Annotated in this window: 16 protein-coding genes; 12 read left to right on the top strand and 4 right to left on the bottom strand. The window is 67.0% G+C overall.

The window, feature by feature from the left end:
- Positions 1-4 precede the first annotated feature (4 nt).
- Complete coding sequence (locus AB0J29_RS13315; protein ID WP_364784121.1) at positions 5-1,177, bottom strand: acyl-CoA dehydrogenase family protein; 1,173 nt, start codon at positions 1,175-1,177, stop codon at positions 5-7.
- 220 nt (positions 1,178-1,397) lie between these two features.
- Here AB0J29_RS13315 and AB0J29_RS13320 point away from each other — a divergent pair, with 220 nt between their 5' ends.
- Entirely contained in the window at positions 1,398-2,108 is a 711-nt protein-coding gene (locus AB0J29_RS13320; protein WP_364784124.1) for a hypothetical protein, read from the top strand.
- Between the two features lie 98 nt (positions 2,109-2,206).
- Here AB0J29_RS13320 and AB0J29_RS13325 read toward each other — a convergent pair whose 3' ends face one another.
- A complete protein-coding gene (locus tag AB0J29_RS13325) occupies positions 2,207-3,400 on the bottom strand; it encodes an epoxide hydrolase (RefSeq protein ID WP_364784127.1) in 1,194 nt (397 codons plus the stop codon).
- An 86-nt stretch (positions 3,401-3,486) separates the two neighbouring features.
- Here AB0J29_RS13325 and AB0J29_RS13330 point away from each other — a divergent pair, with 86 nt between their 5' ends.
- Together AB0J29_RS13330 and AB0J29_RS13335 are read left to right on the top strand one after the other, a co-directional pair.
- Positions 3,487-4,446: a YafY family protein gene (locus AB0J29_RS13330; RefSeq protein ID WP_364784130.1), complete on the top strand. Its 960-nt coding sequence runs from the start codon at positions 3,487-3,489 to the stop codon at positions 4,444-4,446.
- 33 nt (positions 4,447-4,479) lie between these two features.
- The gene (locus tag AB0J29_RS13335; RefSeq protein WP_364784133.1) at positions 4,480-4,836 is read left to right on the top strand and encodes an MmcQ/YjbR family DNA-binding protein; all 357 of its coding nucleotides are present in this window, start codon (positions 4,480-4,482) and stop codon (positions 4,834-4,836) included.
- A gap of 9 nt (positions 4,837-4,845) precedes the next feature.
- Here the strand turns inward: AB0J29_RS13335 and AB0J29_RS13340 are convergent, their stop codons facing one another.
- Positions 4,846-5,763 (bottom strand): hypothetical protein, encoded by a 918-nt coding sequence (locus AB0J29_RS13340; protein WP_364784136.1) that lies wholly within the window; start codon positions 5,761-5,763, stop codon positions 4,846-4,848.
- Between the two features lie 124 nt (positions 5,764-5,887).
- Here AB0J29_RS13340 and AB0J29_RS13345 point away from each other — a divergent pair, with 124 nt between their 5' ends.
- The 5 genes from AB0J29_RS13345 to AB0J29_RS13365 all read left to right on the top strand — a co-directional run bounded on the left by AB0J29_RS13345 (position 5,888) and on the right by AB0J29_RS13365 (position 9,442).
- Positions 5,888-6,610 carry an alpha/beta hydrolase gene (locus AB0J29_RS13345; protein WP_364784139.1) on the top strand — a complete coding sequence of 241 codons (723 nt, stop codon included), beginning with the start codon at positions 5,888-5,890 and terminating at the stop codon, positions 6,608-6,610.
- A gap of 44 nt (positions 6,611-6,654) precedes the next feature.
- Entirely contained in the window at positions 6,655-7,032 is a 378-nt protein-coding gene (locus AB0J29_RS13350) for a hypothetical protein (RefSeq protein ID WP_364784142.1), read from the top strand.
- Positions 7,025-8,323, top strand: a complete 1,299-nt coding sequence (locus tag AB0J29_RS13355) for a hypothetical protein (protein ID WP_364784145.1) — start codon at positions 7,025-7,027, stop codon at positions 8,321-8,323. The genes AB0J29_RS13350 and AB0J29_RS13355 overlap by 8 nt, the downstream gene beginning before the upstream one ends.
- On the top strand, positions 8,305-9,177 hold the full coding sequence (locus AB0J29_RS13360) for an ESX secretion-associated protein EspG (protein WP_364784148.1): 873 nt from the start codon (positions 8,305-8,307) through the stop codon (positions 9,175-9,177). The genes AB0J29_RS13355 and AB0J29_RS13360 overlap by 19 nt, the downstream gene beginning before the upstream one ends.
- A 73-nt stretch (positions 9,178-9,250) precedes the next feature.
- Entirely contained in the window at positions 9,251-9,442 is a 192-nt protein-coding gene (locus AB0J29_RS13365; protein WP_364784151.1) for a hypothetical protein, read from the top strand.
- A 7-nt stretch (positions 9,443-9,449) separates the two neighbouring features.
- On the opposite strand, the gene AB0J29_RS13370 is transcribed toward AB0J29_RS13365, so the two are convergent.
- A complete protein-coding gene (locus tag AB0J29_RS13370) occupies positions 9,450-11,243 on the bottom strand; it encodes a DEAD/DEAH box helicase (protein ID WP_364784154.1) in 1,794 nt (597 codons plus the stop codon).
- A gap of 182 nt (positions 11,244-11,425) precedes the next feature.
- On the opposite strand from AB0J29_RS13370, the gene AB0J29_RS13375 reads away from it, so the two are divergent.
- Genes AB0J29_RS13375 through AB0J29_RS13390 form a run of 4 tightly spaced genes read left to right on the top strand, consistent with a single transcriptional unit; the run spans position 11,426 to position 16,617 of the window.
- Complete coding sequence (locus AB0J29_RS13375) at positions 11,426-12,232, top strand: carbon-nitrogen hydrolase family protein (RefSeq protein ID WP_364784157.1); 807 nt, start codon at positions 11,426-11,428, stop codon at positions 12,230-12,232.
- 11 nt (positions 12,233-12,243) lie between these two features.
- A complete protein-coding gene (locus tag AB0J29_RS13380; RefSeq protein ID WP_364784160.1) occupies positions 12,244-12,867 on the top strand; it encodes a phosphoribosyltransferase family protein in 624 nt (207 codons plus the stop codon).
- A gap of 36 nt (positions 12,868-12,903) precedes the next feature.
- A complete protein-coding gene (locus AB0J29_RS13385; protein WP_364784163.1) occupies positions 12,904-13,191 on the top strand; it encodes a helix-turn-helix domain-containing protein in 288 nt (95 codons plus the stop codon).
- 48 nt (positions 13,192-13,239) lie between these two features.
- The gene (locus AB0J29_RS13390; RefSeq protein ID WP_364784324.1) at positions 13,240-16,617 is read left to right on the top strand and encodes an AAA domain-containing protein; all 3,378 of its coding nucleotides are present in this window, start codon (positions 13,240-13,242) and stop codon (positions 16,615-16,617) included.
- The last annotated feature ends 69 nt before the right edge of the window (positions 16,618-16,686 follow it).

Genomic DNA, 16,686 nt, shown 5'->3' on the forward strand with positions numbered 1-16,686 from the left:
CGCCTCACAATCCGAGGATCGTGGAGGCGATGATGGTGCGCTGCACCTCGCTGGAGCCTCCGTAGATGGTGGTCTTGCGGTAGTTCAGATAGCCGGGGCCGCTGCGCTGCGCCCAACCGGGCGAGGCGATATCGGCGGCATCGACCGGGAGTGCGTCCTGGCCCGCGATGTCGAGCAGCAACTCGGTCGCGGCCTGCTGCAGTTCGGAACCGCGCAGCTTGAGCACCGACGAGGCCGGATTCGGCTTACCGTCCGAGGAATTGGAGACCACACGGAGCTGGGTGAGTTCCAGTGCGAGCAGTTCGTTCTCCAGTTCGGCGACGCGAGCGGCGAAGACCGGATCCTCGAGCAGGGTGCCCGAACCCGACTTGGTCTGGCGCGCGTAATCCTTCGCGACACCGAGCTTGACCTTGGTGCGCCCGACAGCGGTAATGCCGGTGCGTTCGTTGCCGAGCAGGAATTTGGCGTAGGTCCAGCCCTGGTTCTCCTCGCCAACCAGCTGATCGGCGGGCACCCGCACATTCTCGAAGAAGACCTCGTTGACCTCGTAGCCGCCGTCGATGAGCTTGATCGGGCGGATGGTGACACCGGGAGACTTCACATCGAACAGTAGGAAGGAGATGCCCGCCTGCTTCTTCGGTGCGTTCGGATCGGTGCGGACCAGGCAGAAGATCCAGTCCGCGTACTGACCGAGCGTGGTCCAGATCTTCTGGCCGTTGACGATGTAGGAGTCACCGTCACGCACCGCGGTGGTGCGCAGCGAGGCCAGATCGGATCCGGCGTCGGGTTCGGAGAAGCCCTGGCACCACCAGATATCCAGCGCGGCCGTCGGCGGGAGGAAACGCTCCTTGATCTCCTGCGATCCGAACTGCGCGATCACCGGACCGACCATCTGGGCATTGAACGTCAGCGGCTCGGGCACCGAGGCCAGCTGCATTTCGTCCTGCCAGATGTGCCGTTGAATCGGCGTCCAGTCCTTGCCGCCCCACTCGACCGGCCAGTTCGGCACGGCCAGACCGTGGTCGTTGAGGATCTTCTGCGAAGTGACGATGTCCTCACGGGTCAGTTCGTGGCCGTACTTGAAGCGGTCACGGATATCGGCGGGAATCTCGGTCCGGTAGAAGTTCCGCAGCTCGTCGCGGAAGCTCACCTCGTCGGGCGTCAGACTTAGTTTCATACACATCTCCCGGTGTGTCTCGTACGTCCGAGTCAAACCTACCCCTCGGTAATCTCGCACTGCCGAGTGGGTCACAGGGGTAGGTCGGGTATGTGTCGCGCGTCGGGCCCGCATGGTCGGGTGCGGTTGGTTATGAGTCCCTGGGCGGCGTAAGCGACAAACTGGTACCTTGCTGCACGTGGGGCCGGGCTATCCCGGTGTTCGGTATCGAGGAGAACGAGTGAACGGCAGATCCATCGCACGCGCCGCCGCGGCAGTGACATCTCTCGGCATCGGCGCGGTCCTCGCCCTCACCGGCACAGCCGTCGCCGAAGCATCCCCCGTCGATACCGGACTCGAACAGCTCACCACAGAGGCCGGAGCCGATCCGGCCGCGCAGGCGGGCGTCGGCGCGCTCAGCCAGTTCACCAAGATGGTGGACGTCGCCGAGCTGCGCACTGTCTCGGCCGCCTTCACACCGTTCGCCTATGCCGCGCCGACCTTCGGCTGCGGCAGCGTCGGCCCGGTCACCACGATCATCGCGGCCGCCTCCACCGACGGCGCCAACCCCAATGGCGCGGCGGATCCGTTGCCCGGCAGCCTGCGGTTCAGCGCGACGCCCGCGCATTCGGGCGCACCGCTGTCCTCTGGACTCGTCGTGGCCTGGCTGAACGTGAACACCGGCGCGAGCGGCCTCACCACCCTCGACGACCGGACCGAGTACAACATGCCGACGCTGTCGAAGACCGTGACCAGTGGCCCTGGCACAGTCCTCGCCTCGATGTGGGGCATGATCGACTACCCGTTCGCGCACTGCGTGATGACGCCGACGGTCGGGATGTTCTCCGTACCGGATCAGCCGGTGCTGCCGCCCGCGCCGGCACCGGCGCCCGAGAGCGCCGCGCCGGCGCCCGCACCGGTCGGCGCGGGCGCACCGCAAGCACCGGCATAGCCCGCCTCGACTCGGGACCCGGCACGGCAGCCCGTGGCCCCGGCCGCTTTGAACCACGCGGATTCCGTATCGCAGGGCGAGATCGCGCACCAGAACAACTAACGCACCTTCCCGAAGAACGCCCGGATATCGGCGACGTGCATATCCGGCAGTTCCATCGGCACGAAGTGGTTTCCGGTATTGCCCTCGGGCCAGTGCGCAATGGTGTTGTCGCGCTCGGCCAGGCGCAGCATGAGTGCGGAGCCACCCGCGTAGACGCCCGTCGGCACCGCTTTTTGGCCGGTGGGCCAGACGAATCCGCCGTCGCCGAGTCCGTTGTACATCGGCCAGGACGAGGTGCCCGCCGTATTGGTGAACCAGTACAGGCTGATATTGGTCAGCAGATGATCGCGGTCCATCACCTCCTCGGCCAGGTCGGCCAGCGGGGTGAACTCATCGAATTTCTGCATCAGCCAGGCCAGCAGACCCACCGGGGAATCGGTCCAGGCGTGCGCGAAAGTCTGTGGCGCGGCGTGCAGTAGCGCGTGATGGTTCACGCCGCCGGACATCCAGCCCTGCATCTGATCCCATTCCGCGCGTTCGTCCGGCGTCATGGTCGGCACATCAGCTTCGGTCGGCATGCCGATACCGCCATCGATATGCACGCCGACGACGCGATCCGGTGCGATAGCGGCGATTTCGGGTGCGACGTAGGCCCCGAGATCGCCGCCCTGGGTGCCATAGCGGCGGTAGCCGAGCCGGTCCATCAGCTCGACCCACATCTCGGCCACCCGACGCACGGTCATACCGGTCTCCTTCGGCCCCTCGGAGAAGGTGAAACCGGGCACCGAAGGGACAACGACATGGAACGCCTGCGCCGGATCGAGTCCGTGGGCGCGCGGATCGGCGAGCAGGCCAATGGTTTTGGTGAACTCGACGAACGAATTGGGCCAGCCGTGGGTCAGGATCAGCGGCAGTGCATCCGGTTCCGGCGAACGCACATGCAGGAAATGCACGTCCAAGCCGTCGATTTCGGTAATGAACTGCGGGAACTCGTTCAATGCCGCCTCCTGGGCCCGCCAATCGAATCCGGTGCGCCAGTATTCGGCCAGCTCCCGCAGATAGTCGACCGGAACACCGCGCTCCCAACCCTTGCCCGGAAGCTGCGCCGACCAGCGAGTGCGGGCCAGCCGATCGATCAGATCGTCGATATCAGCCTGCGGAATGTCGATGCGGAAGGGGCGGATCTCGTTCAGCCCACCCGTCTCCCGACCGCCACGCCTCATCGAATCGCTACGCGATGCTGTATTCATCGGACTCCTTTGTTCTCGGGTACGACGACAACGCTAAGTGGCTACTAGGACTATCCATGTCCTAGTTATCTGGAATTCTGAAAATCATGAACGACACCCCCGCCCGCCTGCTGCGACTGCTCTCCCTATTGCAGACACCACGGGAATGGCCGGGCAGCGAACTCGCCGATCGACTCGGCGTCACCGACCGCACTGTGCGCCGCGATATCGACCGGCTGCGCGAACTCGGCTATCCGGTCGAGGCGACGATGGGTGCGGCGGGCGGCTACCGGCTGGTGGCCGGTACCGCGATGCCGCCGCTATTGGTCGATGACGAAGAGGCGGTCGCCATCGCGGTCGGGCTGCGCGCCGCCGCCGGATCGGCCATCGTCGGTATCGAGGAGGCCTCGGTCCGCGCGCTCGCCAAGCTGGAACAGGTGCTGCCCGCGAAATTGCGCCGCCGGGTCCGGGTGCTCGGCACCGCCCTGGTGCCGCACACCGACCACGCCCCGGCCGTCGATCCCGAGGTGCTGACCGCACTGGCCGCGGCCGTAACCGGCAGGGAGCGGGTACGTTTCGCGTATCGCAGCGAATCCGGTGCCGAAACCCGTCGGCATATCGAACCGGTCGGGCTGGTGCCGTCGCGGCGCCGCTGGTACCTCGTCGGCCACGACGTGGACCGCGACGACTGGCGTATCTTCCGCGTCGATCGCATCGACCGACCGCAGCCCACCGGCGCCCGCTACCGCCCACGCGCACTGCCGGCTGCGGATCCGGCCGCCTATGTGGCGGGTCGCCGAACCGATTGGGGCACACCGTCCTTCCGCGTGCGTGTGACGGTCCAGGCCCCGATCGGCCGGGTCGTGGGCCGGCTCGGCGACAGCCCCGGCGATATCGCACCCATCGACGACAACTCCTGCCGCCTGGACGTCACCCGTGACGACGACCCGACTTGGTTGGCCTACCGCCTGATCGACCTCGGCGCGGACTTTCGCGTCCACTCCCCGCCCGTTCTGGTGGACCGGTTGCGTACGATCGCCTCGCGCATCGCCGACGCCGTCACTTGATCGCGCACGACCGCGGTGTAGCACGATAGGAGTTTGATTTCCGAACCGGAGGCCCGAACCGTGCTCGACGCCGACGACGTGCGCCGCATCGCGTTGTCCTTTCCCAAGACTGTGGAGAAGGAACGCTGGAACCATCCCACCTTCGATGTGGCGGGCAAAATGTTCGTCACCATCCCCGACGATCAGACCTCGTTCGCCGTCCGCTGCCCCAAACACGATCGCGATGAACTCATCGCCGCCGAACCGCACAAGTTCTGGGTCCCGCCGCATGAGGCATCCTCGTCCTGGGTGCGGGCCCGCCTCTGCGCCGTGGAGGATGGCGACGAACTGTACGACATCCTGCTGGATTCCTGGCGCCAGGCCGCACCCCCCGACCTCATCGAAGACTGACCGATTCGCTCAGTGCGGCAAGCGAATCCGCAGGAGCGTTCCGCTCTCGGTACCGGCGATGAGTTCGTCGGAACGGCCGGGCACCGCGACCACCGACGTCATCGGTTCGCCGGTCAGCACAGCGCATGCGGTATTTGCGCCCGGATCGACTCGAACGAGCTGGCCGGTCAGGGTGGTCACGTAGAGCACGCCCGCGTCATCGATGACGAAATCGTCTGCGAAATCCGGAATTCCGGGTGTCACCGTCAAGTCGGCGAGAACGGCGACGCGGCCCGGGTCGTCGATCGGGAAGCGCACGATCCGACCGAGCGGATTGCCGTTCATGCTGAGATAGACCGAATTATCCCGCACCACAATGCCATTGGCGCCGGCGAACTTCGCCCGCGCGGTCCAGTCCGCATCGACACTGCCGTCCGGACGAATCCGGATCACACCGAGGGGGGAGGCGACGTAGAGATTGCCCTGCGCATCGAAGGCGGCACCGTTGGGCATGGTGAATCCGGCAGCGAATACCGCCGGCCTCGGATCGTCCGGATCGAAGCGCACCACACCACCTGGGCGCACCACACTCGTCGGTGAATCGCCGAAGACGACGTAGAGCAGACCGTCGGGCCCGAGCCGAATCGCGCCCGGGAATTCGACCGGCACCGTCGCGGTCACCCGGCCCGCGCTGTCGTAGCGCTGCACCTCGTTGCGGTACAGCCGCGATACCCACAGGTTGCCCCGCGCGTCGTAGCCCAGGTTCTCCGACCAGTCGAGCACCGGCAGACCGGCGGGCACGGCGGTCGCGGCCTGGGCCGATGCGCATGCGGCGACGCCGCCCATCTCGGGCTCTGCGATGGCGGCAGCCGCACCCACACCGGCACAGCTCAGGGCGAGTGCGGCGGCCGCCCACATTCGCACGTGCGGAAGATAGAGCTTTCTCACAGCGGAACCTCGACTCTCCAGCCCGACCCTCGCCCGGAAGTTTAGCCATCTTGTCGGTTCTGCGGCGAAAACTAGTCATGTCATGAATTCGACTGAACCTCAGTGAGTTTGTCAGTATTCACCAATGCCCTTCTTCGACGGCGCGCGCGGCCGGATGCACTATCGGCGGTGGCCGGTCGACAACCCGATGGCAGTTGCGGTGCTCTTCCCCGGAATGGGGCAGCACAGCGGCCACTACCACCGCTTCGCCCGCACCCCGAAGTCCGCCGGCATCGAGGTGTGGGCGCTGGATACCTCGGGGCACGGGTTGAGTGAGGGCGATCCGAACAATCCCGGCACGCTGGTGGAACTGGTGGCCGATGCGATGCGGATGATCGAGCTGGTCCGCGCGGAGTTGCCGGATACACCGCAGATCCTGATGGGTCATTCGCTCGGGGCGGCGACCGTCCTGGGCATCCTGGGCGCGGCGGTGCCCGATCCAACCAGCGCGACCGACGACCTGCACGGACTGGAGGCAAAGTTACCGCTGCGGCCGAGCCTGCCGCCGAGCGAGCTGGTCGGGCTGGTGCTGTCCGGAGTGCCGAAGCGAGCACTCGGTGGCGGCGCACCCGGTGCACCCGGCACGCCATTGCCGAGTACTCTGCCCATCCTCACCGTGCACGGTATCGAGGACCGACGGGCGCCAATAGATGCGATGAGGGTCTGGACTCGTCGCCACGATTGGGTAAGTTTGCGTGAGTACGCCGACGCCGGGCACGACCTGTTGCACGAGCCGGTGCAGGCCCGGGTCGCAGCCGACATCGCGGACTGGATGCAGGATGTCGTCGTGGGGTTGGCGCACCGGTGAGTTGATCACGGCTGCGCGGGCAGCACGACGAGGAAGGGGGCGAGATGTCGGACGTGACGGTGCTGAATCAGGCGATCGACGATGGCCAGCTCTGGATCGATGGGGTACTGGTCGCCGAGGGTGCGCACGAGCAGTGCGCCAAACGCTATGAACAACTCGCCGATGAGGTCGAGGCCCAGATCGCCGTATTGAGCGGGGCCACATCACTTCCCGGCTTCGGCGGCTTCGATTCCGGTGCGGCGCTGCGGCGCGGCTTCGAGGACAAGGCCGACGGCGCGATCACCCGATTGCGTGCTTATGCCGACGCCGCGCGGGCGCTCGCGCAGACCTTCCGCGCGGCCGGCGCGGCATACACCCGGGCCGATACGGATCTGGCGGCCGCGGTCGGTCGGGTCGAGGCGGTGGGAGCCGCACATGCGTAAGATGCCGCACACCGGGGAGAAGACCCTCATTCGGTATGCCGACCCCAACTACACCGATCCCAACTACGCGCAGACCGTCGAAATCTTCGACAACCTGTCGCATCAGGAAATTCACGACGGCGTGCAGCTGATGAATCCGGTTGTCCTGGCGGCCGGTCAGCAGGCATGGCAGGGCAGCTCGACCGGGCTCGCCACCGCTGTCGAGCAGGCGCACAGCGAGATTCGGGCCGCGATGGCCGACGGTTGGCGCGGTGCCGCGGCGGATTCCGCCGCCGCAGCGGTGCGCGAATTCGAGCGGCACGGACAGCAACTCGCGGATGTCATGGCCACGGTCGGTCAGCGGCTCGGCCAGGCCGGCGATGCCGCCGAGTCACTGCGCGCCGCGGTAGTCGAACCATCCGGTGAGACAACGGATCTGGCCGGCGCACTGCTGGATCCGACCAAGGCGACCGAGAACACCGCCACCCAGAAAACCGCCGACGGCACCCGCCTGGATGTGGTGCAGGCGATGGACAGCGTCTATACCAATGCGTTCATCGCGACCGGATCCGGCGTGCCCGCCTTCCCGGATGCGGTGACCGCCGAGGTGGCGCAGCCGTCCGGCAGCGCACCTGTCGCGCAGGTAGCCGCGACGCCCGTCCTCGATACCGGTACACAAACCCACACCACCCCAACGGTTTCGGCGACCACGCCGGTACCGACCCCACCGCACACCATCGTCGAACCCGCCGCCGCGACGACTCAACCGGCGGCCGCGCCGACCACCGTCACTCCGGTGAGCACCGTCGACACCACGCCTGCTGCCGCCAAACCCGTTGTCCCTACTGCGGATTCCCCCGCAGCGACAACCCCCGCCGCAGCCACCACATCGACGACCACACCGAATCACTCGGTGCGACCGGGCAGCGGCGCACCGGTGACCACCCCCGCGTCCACTTCGGTGCTCGCCCCGACGGTTCCCGGCACCACCGCCACCACCGACGACGAACGTAAACGCGATGAGCGCAAACGCGACACGAGCGGCGATGCGATCAATGGCGTCGGCGCGGGCGCGGTCGGCGGACTCATGGGCGGTGCCATGGTCGCGGGCGACAGCCCGCGCTCCGGCATGAGCACCAGTGCGTCCGCCGCCCGCGCCCAGGCCCGCGACGAGGATGAGTACGACGACGATTACCACTTCTTCGACGACGATCTGACCTTCCTGGAACCGGCCGATGACGGTGGTGAGCTGATCGGCGATATGGATCCGACGACCCCACCGGTCGTCGGCGAATGGACCGAACTGGAGTGAACTGGACGCTGACCCCGGACCAGTTCGCCATGGCCTGGGCCCGCACCGATGGCGACCGCATCCCCTACCCACTCGCCGTGCGCCTCTCGGCTCGCGATACCGCCGAGCGCACCGCCCAACTCCCCGACCTGAACCGTTGGTGCGAGGAGACTCTCGACGCCGATCTGGAGGGGGCGCTGCGGGTGCTGGCCCGACCCACCGTGCGCATCGAGGTCTTCGGCGAACGCGGTACGGCAGCGCCGTCGGCCGGAGTCGACGGTGGGCCGGTCGGCACGGTCGAGGCGACGGGTTTGGTCGAGCAGATCGGTCCCGTAGCAGCCCAGCCGGGCAGCACAGCGCAATCGCGTCCGGTGCGCGTACTCGGTGCGATCGCGGGGGATATAGCGGTGGTCGCGGCGCAACGAGCAGGCGCGAGCTCGGATCGCGGCGGCGATATCCGACTGTTCGTCGACCGCGTGAAAAACCTTTCCGCACGGGTGATTTCGGTGCTGCCGGAGAATACGCCCGGCACCACACCGCAACTGACCGCGTCACTGGCCCGGGTCAACGAGGACAGCCGGGACCTGGTGACCGTGCCGGTGGCCGGACCAACCACGCCGACCCGAATTCGCAAGCTGCTCAGGCAAGCCCGCGACGGCATCGGCCAGATCGTGGTGTCGGTGCGCCGAGCCGACGGTGAGCTGCATCCGTTCGGGGTGCTGTGCTGGATCGACGTGATCGGCGACGGCCGATACTCGGTGCGCACCGGGGTCGATGTCGATATCGTGCCCGTCACCGCGCAGCGGTTCACCGCACAGCTGCGGCCGATGGTCACCGCGGCCGAACGCACCCTCGCCATGGCCGAACGTTGGTGAGGTTGCCTACGCGGAGGCCATTGTCGGCAATGGCAGCACCGTCCTGGATCTAGCCGAAATCGGCGCGGGCACCATGATCGCCGCACATTCCCTGGTCCCGCCGCACGCCAAGATCCCGGCGGGTGTCCTCGCCGCAGGCGCCCCGGCCGAGGTCGAGAAATCCATCGAAGGCACCCAGGCCGAGGGCTGGGTCGAACTCAATCCGGACTTCTACACCGAACTCGGCCGGCGCCACCGCACGGGCATCACCGAAGTAGAGCCCTGATATCGGTTCAGGAGCGTGGCTTACGCCGTTCCGGTCGCTTGCCGGCATCGCGATCACGACGCGCTCCGGCGCGGAGCGAACGACCGTTCGGCGGGCCGGAATCGAGCTGCAGCTGGATGAGCTGGCCGCTGATCCTGGTGCGCCGCAACGCTTCCAGCGTCTCCGAGGATAGGTCGGCGGGCAGTTCGACCAGGCTGTGGTCCGGACGGATGCTGATATGGCCGAAATCACTACGGCGCAGTCCACCCTCATTGGCGATGGCGCCGACGATCGCGCCGGGCACCACCCGGTGTCGCTTGCCGACGCTGATCCGGTAGGTCGCCAATTCGGCTCCGCTGACGCGGTGCTGCGACGGACCACGATCCTCGCCCTCGAACCGTCGGGCGGGCCGCTCCCCACGCGGCATGCGTTCACGCTGCGGGCGTTCGACCGGCTCCGGCTCGGGCTCCATGAAGAAGTTGTCGCCGTCGTAGCCGCTGACCGCCAGCGCCGCCGCGATATCCACCAGCGGAATATTGTGCTCGCGCTCGTAGTCCTCGATGAGCTTGCGGAACAACGCGAGATTCGTCGAGCTGAGGTTCTCGGTGATCGAATCGCCGAATTTGGCGACGCGCTGGGTGTTCACATCATCGACGCTCGGCAGCTGCATCTCGGTCAGCGGATGCCGGGTGGCGCGCTCGATCGACTTGAGCAGATGGCGTTCCCGCGGTGCGACGAACAGCAGCGCCTGACCGCTGCGCCCGGCCCGGCCGGTGCGGCCGATGCGGTGCACATAGGACTCGGTGTCGTGCGGGATGTCGTAGTTAACCACATGCGAGATGCGGTCGACATCGAGTCCGCGGGCAGCGACATCGGTGGCGACCAGAATGTCGAGCGCACCGGACTTCAGCTGGCCGATGGTGCGCTCACGCTGATTCTGCGCGATATCGCCATTGATCGCCGCGGCGGAGAAACCACGCGAGCGCAGCTTTTCGGCCAGCTCCTCGGTGGCCTGCTTGGTGCGCACGAAGATGATCATCGCCTCGAACGACTCGACCTCGAGGATGCGGGTGAGTGCGTCGAGCTTGCGCTGATGAGAGACCTGCACCCAGCGCTGGGTGATGTTGGTATTGGTCGAGGTCTTCGACTTGACCGTGATCTCGACCGGTTCGCGCAGATACTTCTTGGAGATGCTGCGGATCGCCGCGGGCATGGTCGCGGAGAACAGCGCGACCTGCTTATCGCGCGGGGTGTCGGCGAGGATGCGCTCGACATCCTCCTGGAACCCCATCTTCAGCATCTCGTCGGCCTCGTCGAGCACCAGATACTGCAGCTGCGACAGGTCGAGCGTGCCCTTCTCCAGATGGTCGATCACCCGGCCCGGCGTGCCGACCACGACGTGCGCGCCGCGGCGCAGGCCGGAGAGCTGGACGCCGTAGGCCTGGCCACCGTAGATCGGCAGCACATGCAGTCCGGGGATGTGGGTGGCGTAGCGGCCGAATGCCTCGGCGACCTGGATCGCGAGCTCGCGAGTCGGGGCCAGCACGAGGGCGCGCGGAAGTTTGCCGGTCGCCTCGATGCCCATGAGGATCGGGATGGCGAATGCCGCGGTTTTGCCGGTGCCGGTCTGGGCCAGCCCGACCACATCGGCACCGTCGAGCAGCGGCGGAATGGTCGCCGCCTGGATGGGCGACGGCGACTCATAGCCCACATCGGCGATTGCTGCGAGGACGCGGTCATCGATGCCGAGATCGGCGAAGGTCGGGCCGTCGGTGTCCCTGTCGTTGTCGCCAGGAACGCTGTCGACCTGATTGGTACTCATTGACCAGGAGTTTACTGCCTCGCGGTGGCCGCTCTGGCCACCGGGCCAATACGGTGAGACGTATGCAACCCGAAAGCGTGTCCGCACATCACGACTCGGCAGTATCAAAAGCGGCATACGCGGGGCCTTCCACGGTTACGCACGCTGCCTCCTCCAGGCCCGTCACTCCTGCCGGAGCAGCGGTGGCGGTGGCGGTGGTCCAGTTCGCGCCGGGAACCGACCCGGCCGCCAATCTCGAAGCTCTGCGCGAGCACGTTCGCGCCGCATCCGAACGGGGTGCGAAGGTGGTGGTCGCGCCCGAATACTCGATGTTTGCCGTAACCCGGCTCGACGAGCGGATCGTGGCCGTCGCCGAATCGCTGACCGGCCCGTTCGTCACCGGCCTCGGCGAAATCGCGCGCGAATTCGGGGTGTATCTGATCGCTGGAATGGTCGAGCAGGTGGCGCCGGAGGCGGGTCGGATCCGCAATACCCTCGTCGTGCTCGGACCCGACGCGAACCTGGTGACGAAGTACCGCAAGGTGCATCTCTACGACGCGTTCGGGCATCGTGAATCCGATGTCGTCGAGGCCGGTGCGATCGAGGCCCCGGCCACCTTCACGGTCGGCGCTGTGACATTCGGCATGCAGACCTGTTTCGATCTGCGCTTTCCGGAAGGCTGCCGTCGCGTCGCGGCGGCCGGAGCGCAGGTGCTGGTGCTGCCCGCGCAGTGGATTCCCGGTCCGGCGAAGGTGGATCAGTGGACGACGCTGTTGCGCGCGCGTGCCATCGAGAACACCGTGTACGTGGCCGCCGCCGATCAATGCGCGCCACGCGGTGCGGGCGCCTCGATGATCATCGATCCGACCGGTGCCGTGCTTGCCGAACTCGGCGACGAACCCGGCGTGCTCACCGCCGATATCGACCTCGAACAGCTCGCCGCGGTCCGCCGCACCAACCCGAGCCTGGCCTTGCGGCGATTCGCGATCACCGCGGACGCACCGGAGTAGCGTTAATTCGGATGATCTACTCCGATCGGACAGCGGCCGGTCGCGCGCTGGGTCTGGAACTCGGCCACCTGCGTGCGAGGCAACCGCTGGTGCTCGGACTGCCGCGCGGCGGGGTTCCGGTGGCGGCCGCTGTATGCGGGGTCATCGGGGGCGATCTCGACATCCTGTTGGTCCGCAAGCTCGGTGTGCCGTGGCAGCCGGAGTTGGCGATGGGTGCCATCGGCGAGGAAGGTATCCAGGTCCTCAATCAGGATGTGTTGTCGCACACCGGGATAACGCCGCGGCAGCTCGCCGAGATCGAGGAGGTGGAACGCGCCGAACTCGAGCGCCGACGCGAGATGTGGCGTGGTGATGCCAAGCCGATCCCGATCTCCGGCCGCACGACGGTGATCGTGGACGACGGCATGGCGACCGGGGCGACGGTGGCCGTCGCCTGTCGGGTTGCCCAGCTACACCAACCGACGCGGATCGTGGTCGCGGTGCCGGTGTCGTCCGCGGAGGCGTTGCGCCGGGTAGCCACCGAGGCCGATGAGGTGGTGTGTCCGTGGGTTCCGCGCTCGCTCGGCGGCGTCGGAATGGCCTATCGCGATTTCCATCAGCTGGAGGATGACGAAGTCACCGCGCTGCTCGCTTGAGATCCATCGCGCCGCGCCGATTGTGGCTGCGGTGCAGTGATCGACAGCACTTTGCTGCTCGGCGGTCGGTGGCACACTCTGCAACTGATGACGCCGCACACCATGTTCCGGTTCAGTCTCGATCCCACGGTCGAGCAGCAGAAGCTGCTCGCCAGACCTGCCGGCGCCGCGCAGTTCGCGTACAACCGGTCGCTTCGCGCGGTGCAAGCGGCGCTTACCGCAGGCGAGTCCACGTCACATGTGAAAGTGCCGTGGACTGGGTTCGATCTGATCAATGCATTCAACCGCTACTCGGTTAAGAGGCACTGGGCATGCTTTAGCTAAGGTGTTGCCGTCCGTGTCCGGCGAAGACACAGGAGGCCGGGTTTGATCGTGTTCGGTGATCGTGTCGTCTGTTCCGCCGCCGACCTCGTGCGCGCGGCGCATTGTGAATTCGAGTTGCTGCGTGCCCTCGATACCGAATTGGGCACCCTCGCGGGCACGGCGGATATGGTGCCGAATCATGTGTCGCGCGGCACATCCGACGATGCGCGCGCACGCAGGCTCGCGGACTTCCGTGATCGGTTCGGCGGTCGCATGGTGGAGATCCGTTACGCCGAACACGATCCGGCGGTCGATCCCCAGGGCTACCTCGCCGCGCTGCAAGCCGCCAATGCCGAGACCGTCGCGGCGCTGCGTGCCGGTGCGCACGTAATCCACGGCGCCACCTTCTTCGACGGAAAATTCGTTTGTGCCAGCGATTTCCTGGTGCGAGCCGGACATCGGGTCCGCTACACCGTGCACGGCACCACGGCGGGTCCACCGGATCGGATCGACGCGGCACTCGAACTCGCCGCCTGCGCCGACGCGTTGGACAGCAGCGGCGCGCTCACCGCTCCTCTGGTCCGGCTGTACCTGGACGAGGACAGCGAGAGCTTCGCGCTCACCGATCTGCTGCCGGTGTATCTGGCCCGGCGCGGCCGGGTGGAGCGGATTCTGCAAGACAAACTGAGCGAGCTGCTGCCCGTGCAATGGGGCGATCCGCGCTATCTCGCCTGCGGCCACTGCCCGACCTGTACCAGTGCGATCTCGGCGGCGCGTGATCTGCTGCTGGTGGCCGGTATGTCGCGCACGGCGCGGGCCAGGTTGCGCGAGGCCGGGGTGAGCACCATCGACCGGCTGGCGAGCAGCACCGCCACCGTGCCCGGACTGCCGCCGCGCACCTTCGGCGCTTTGCGTCGCCAAGCCGAAATCCAGCTGCGCCGCGAGGATTCCGGACAGCCGACCCACACACTCGTCGACGCGATCGCCTTGGGTGCGCTGCCGCCACCGTCGCCGGGCGATCTCGCGCTCACCATCGAGGAGGGACCCTCGGGTCGACTGCTCGGTATCGAGGTAGGCGGCAACGGCACGGTTCAGCTCGCCTTCCGTGCCCCTTTCGGCGTGGCTGCGACACCGCATATCGCCGACGAGGCAGCCGGACAGCGGCGCGCAGTGGACGAGGTACTCGACTTCGTGGCACAACGGCTCCGGATGTATCCGGATATGCGCGTGTACCACTACACCTCCGGCGTGCGTTCGGCGCTGCTGCGGTGGACCGGCCGGTACGGGATCGGTGCCGATATCGTCGAGGATCTGCTGCATGCCGGCGTGCTCGTGGATCTGTATCCGATCGTGCGCAATGCCGTGCTGGTCGGGGAACGCTCCTATCGGCTGAGCCGGCTGCGGCCGCTGCTACCGAATGCGTCGGGCCAGGAACGCGATTGCGTCACCGTGCTGCGGTTGCGCGACTGGCTGCTGGATCGGGTGGCCGAACAACGCGTGGACTCGGAGGCGACACTCCTGGATCAGGCCAGCTCGTGGTGTCTGGTGCCCGGCCCGCAGGAGCCGGATCCGCGACCACCGTCGCGGCCGTCGTCGATCGAGGCAGCACTCGCGGAATATGCGGCGGCACACGGCGAGCCACGGCATCCCGCGGCATTGATGGCCGCGGCACTCGGTTATCACCGGCGCGAACGCCAGCCGCTGTGGTGGGCACATGCCGACCGGCTCAGTCATCCGGTCGACGAATGGGCCGACGCGCCAGGCGTATTGGTCGCCGATTGGGGCACGGTGGATACCAAATGGCATCGCAGCCCACACCAGCCGACCATGCGCAGATACCTCACGCTGACCGGACGGATCGGCATCGGCTGGGGCGGTGCCGATATCGCGGGCGGCGTCGCGACCGGCACGGCGCTGACGCCGGGCACCACCGTGTACACCTACTACGATCAGCCGGTCGCCGCCGGGATGATCACCGCCGTCGGTCGGCGCGCGACCGCCACCGCGACCGTGCTCGGCTGCTCGGTGGACGCGAACTTCGACGACACCGTGCGGCTGGAGGAATTGCTGCCGGACGGCTGCGAACCCTACGACGAGCTGCCGACCGCGATCGCACCCGGCCTGCCCGCCTGGGACGAGAATATCGAGACCGCGGTCGAATTCGCCGCCCAGCAGCTGCTGATGGCATTGCCGCAGATCCCGGCGGGCGCGATCTTCGACATCCTCGCCCGCCGACCCCCGCGCCTACGGCGTGCCGAACGGCTACCAGATGTGCACGGTGACCATGCGGCGGCCATCACGGCCGCGCTGCGCGATCTCGACGATTCCTATCTCGCGGTGCAGGGGCCGTCGGGCACCGGCAAGACCTCCACCATCGCCAGGACGATCGAGCGTCTGGTCACCCGGCACAAGTGGCGCGTCGGCATTGTCGCGCAGACGCATTCCGCCGTGGAGAGCCTGCTAGACATGATCGTCGCGATGGGGGTGCTACCGGAACTGGTGGCCAAGAAGGATGTCGAGGCGGTGGCGCCGGAGTGGTCGGTGATCGGCGGCACGCGCTATCCGCGGTTCCTGGACAATGCGGTCAACGGCTGCGTAATCGGTGGTGTATCGGCCGATTTCGCTGATGACGCGGTGGTGCCCGGCGACAGTCTCGACCTGCTGGTGATCGCCGATGCGGGCCGCTTCCCGCTGGCCGATACCGCCGCCGTCGCAGTGAGTGCGCGCAACCTGCTTCTGCTCGGCGATCCGGCACCGTCCGCAGCGCGCAGCGCGCATCCAGAACCGGTCGACGAATCGGTGCTCGGCTGGCTCGCCGAGGACCGCCTCACCCTGCCCGCCGACCGCGGCTACTTCCTGGACCGGACCTGGCGGATGCACCCGCGCGTGTGCGATCCGATCTCCCTGCTGTACTACGACAACCGCCTGCGCTCCAACGAAACCGTCACGCTCGCTAGGCAATTGGAGGGCATCGAACCCGGTGTGGAGACGGTGCTGGTGGCGCACAGCGGCGATGCCACCGAATCGGTGGCCGAGGCCCGCGAGGTGGTTCGCCGGGTGCGCGCGCTGCTCGGGGTCTCGTGGACGACCGGTGCGATGACGCGACGGCTGCATCCGCACGACATTCTCGTGGTCGCACCCTACAGCGCCCAGGTCGGCCTGATCCGAACGCTGCTGGCCCGGGCGAAGATCGAGGATGTGCTGGTCGGCACCGCCGAGCGCTTCCGTGGCCGTGAGGCGGCGGTGGTGCTCATGTCGATGACCACCTCCAGCCCCGCCGACGCACCCTACGGTATGCGATTCCTGCTGTCGCGCAGCCTGGTTCAGGCGACGCTGTGCCGGGCTATGTGGAAGGCCGTTATCATTCGGTCACCACTGCTCACCGAATATCTGCCGAGTACGCCGGACAATCTGTCGGATCTGGCGACATTCCTCCGACTCGGCTGACTATTTCTTCAGCATTTGGTCGGTTCGTGACCGACATATTCAGTCCGAACCGGTTGGTTCTTTTATCAG

The organism is Nocardia sp. NPDC049707, from assembly GCF_040674855.1.
Lineage (GTDB): Bacteria > Actinomycetota > Actinomycetes > Mycobacteriales > Mycobacteriaceae > Nocardia.

Coding starts and splice junctions, on each gene's coding strand:
- AB0J29_RS13365 (WP_364784151.1), top strand. CDS start 9,251: ATGATCGCCGCACATTCCCTGGTCCCGCCGCACGCCAAGATCCCGGCG.
- AB0J29_RS13380 (WP_364784160.1), top strand. CDS start 12,244: ATGATCTACTCCGATCGGACAGCGGCCGGTCGCGCGCTGGGTCTGGAA.
- AB0J29_RS13315 (WP_364784121.1), bottom strand. CDS start 1,177: ATGAAACTAAGTCTGACGCCCGACGAGGTGAGCTTCCGCGACGAGCTG.
- AB0J29_RS13350 (WP_364784142.1), top strand. CDS start 6,655: ATGTCGGACGTGACGGTGCTGAATCAGGCGATCGACGATGGCCAGCTC.
- AB0J29_RS13330 (WP_364784130.1), top strand. CDS start 3,487: ATGAACGACACCCCCGCCCGCCTGCTGCGACTGCTCTCCCTATTGCAG.
- AB0J29_RS13355 (WP_364784145.1), top strand. CDS start 7,025: ATGCGTAAGATGCCGCACACCGGGGAGAAGACCCTCATTCGGTATGCC.
- AB0J29_RS13370 (WP_364784154.1), bottom strand. CDS start 11,243: ATGAGTACCAATCAGGTCGACAGCGTTCCTGGCGACAACGACAGGGAC.
- AB0J29_RS13360 (WP_364784148.1), top strand. CDS start 8,305: ATGGACCGAACTGGAGTGAACTGGACGCTGACCCCGGACCAGTTCGCC.
- AB0J29_RS13345 (WP_364784139.1), top strand. CDS start 5,888: ATGCCCTTCTTCGACGGCGCGCGCGGCCGGATGCACTATCGGCGGTGG.
- AB0J29_RS13325 (WP_364784127.1), bottom strand. CDS start 3,400: ATGAATACAGCATCGCGTAGCGATTCGATGAGGCGTGGCGGTCGGGAG.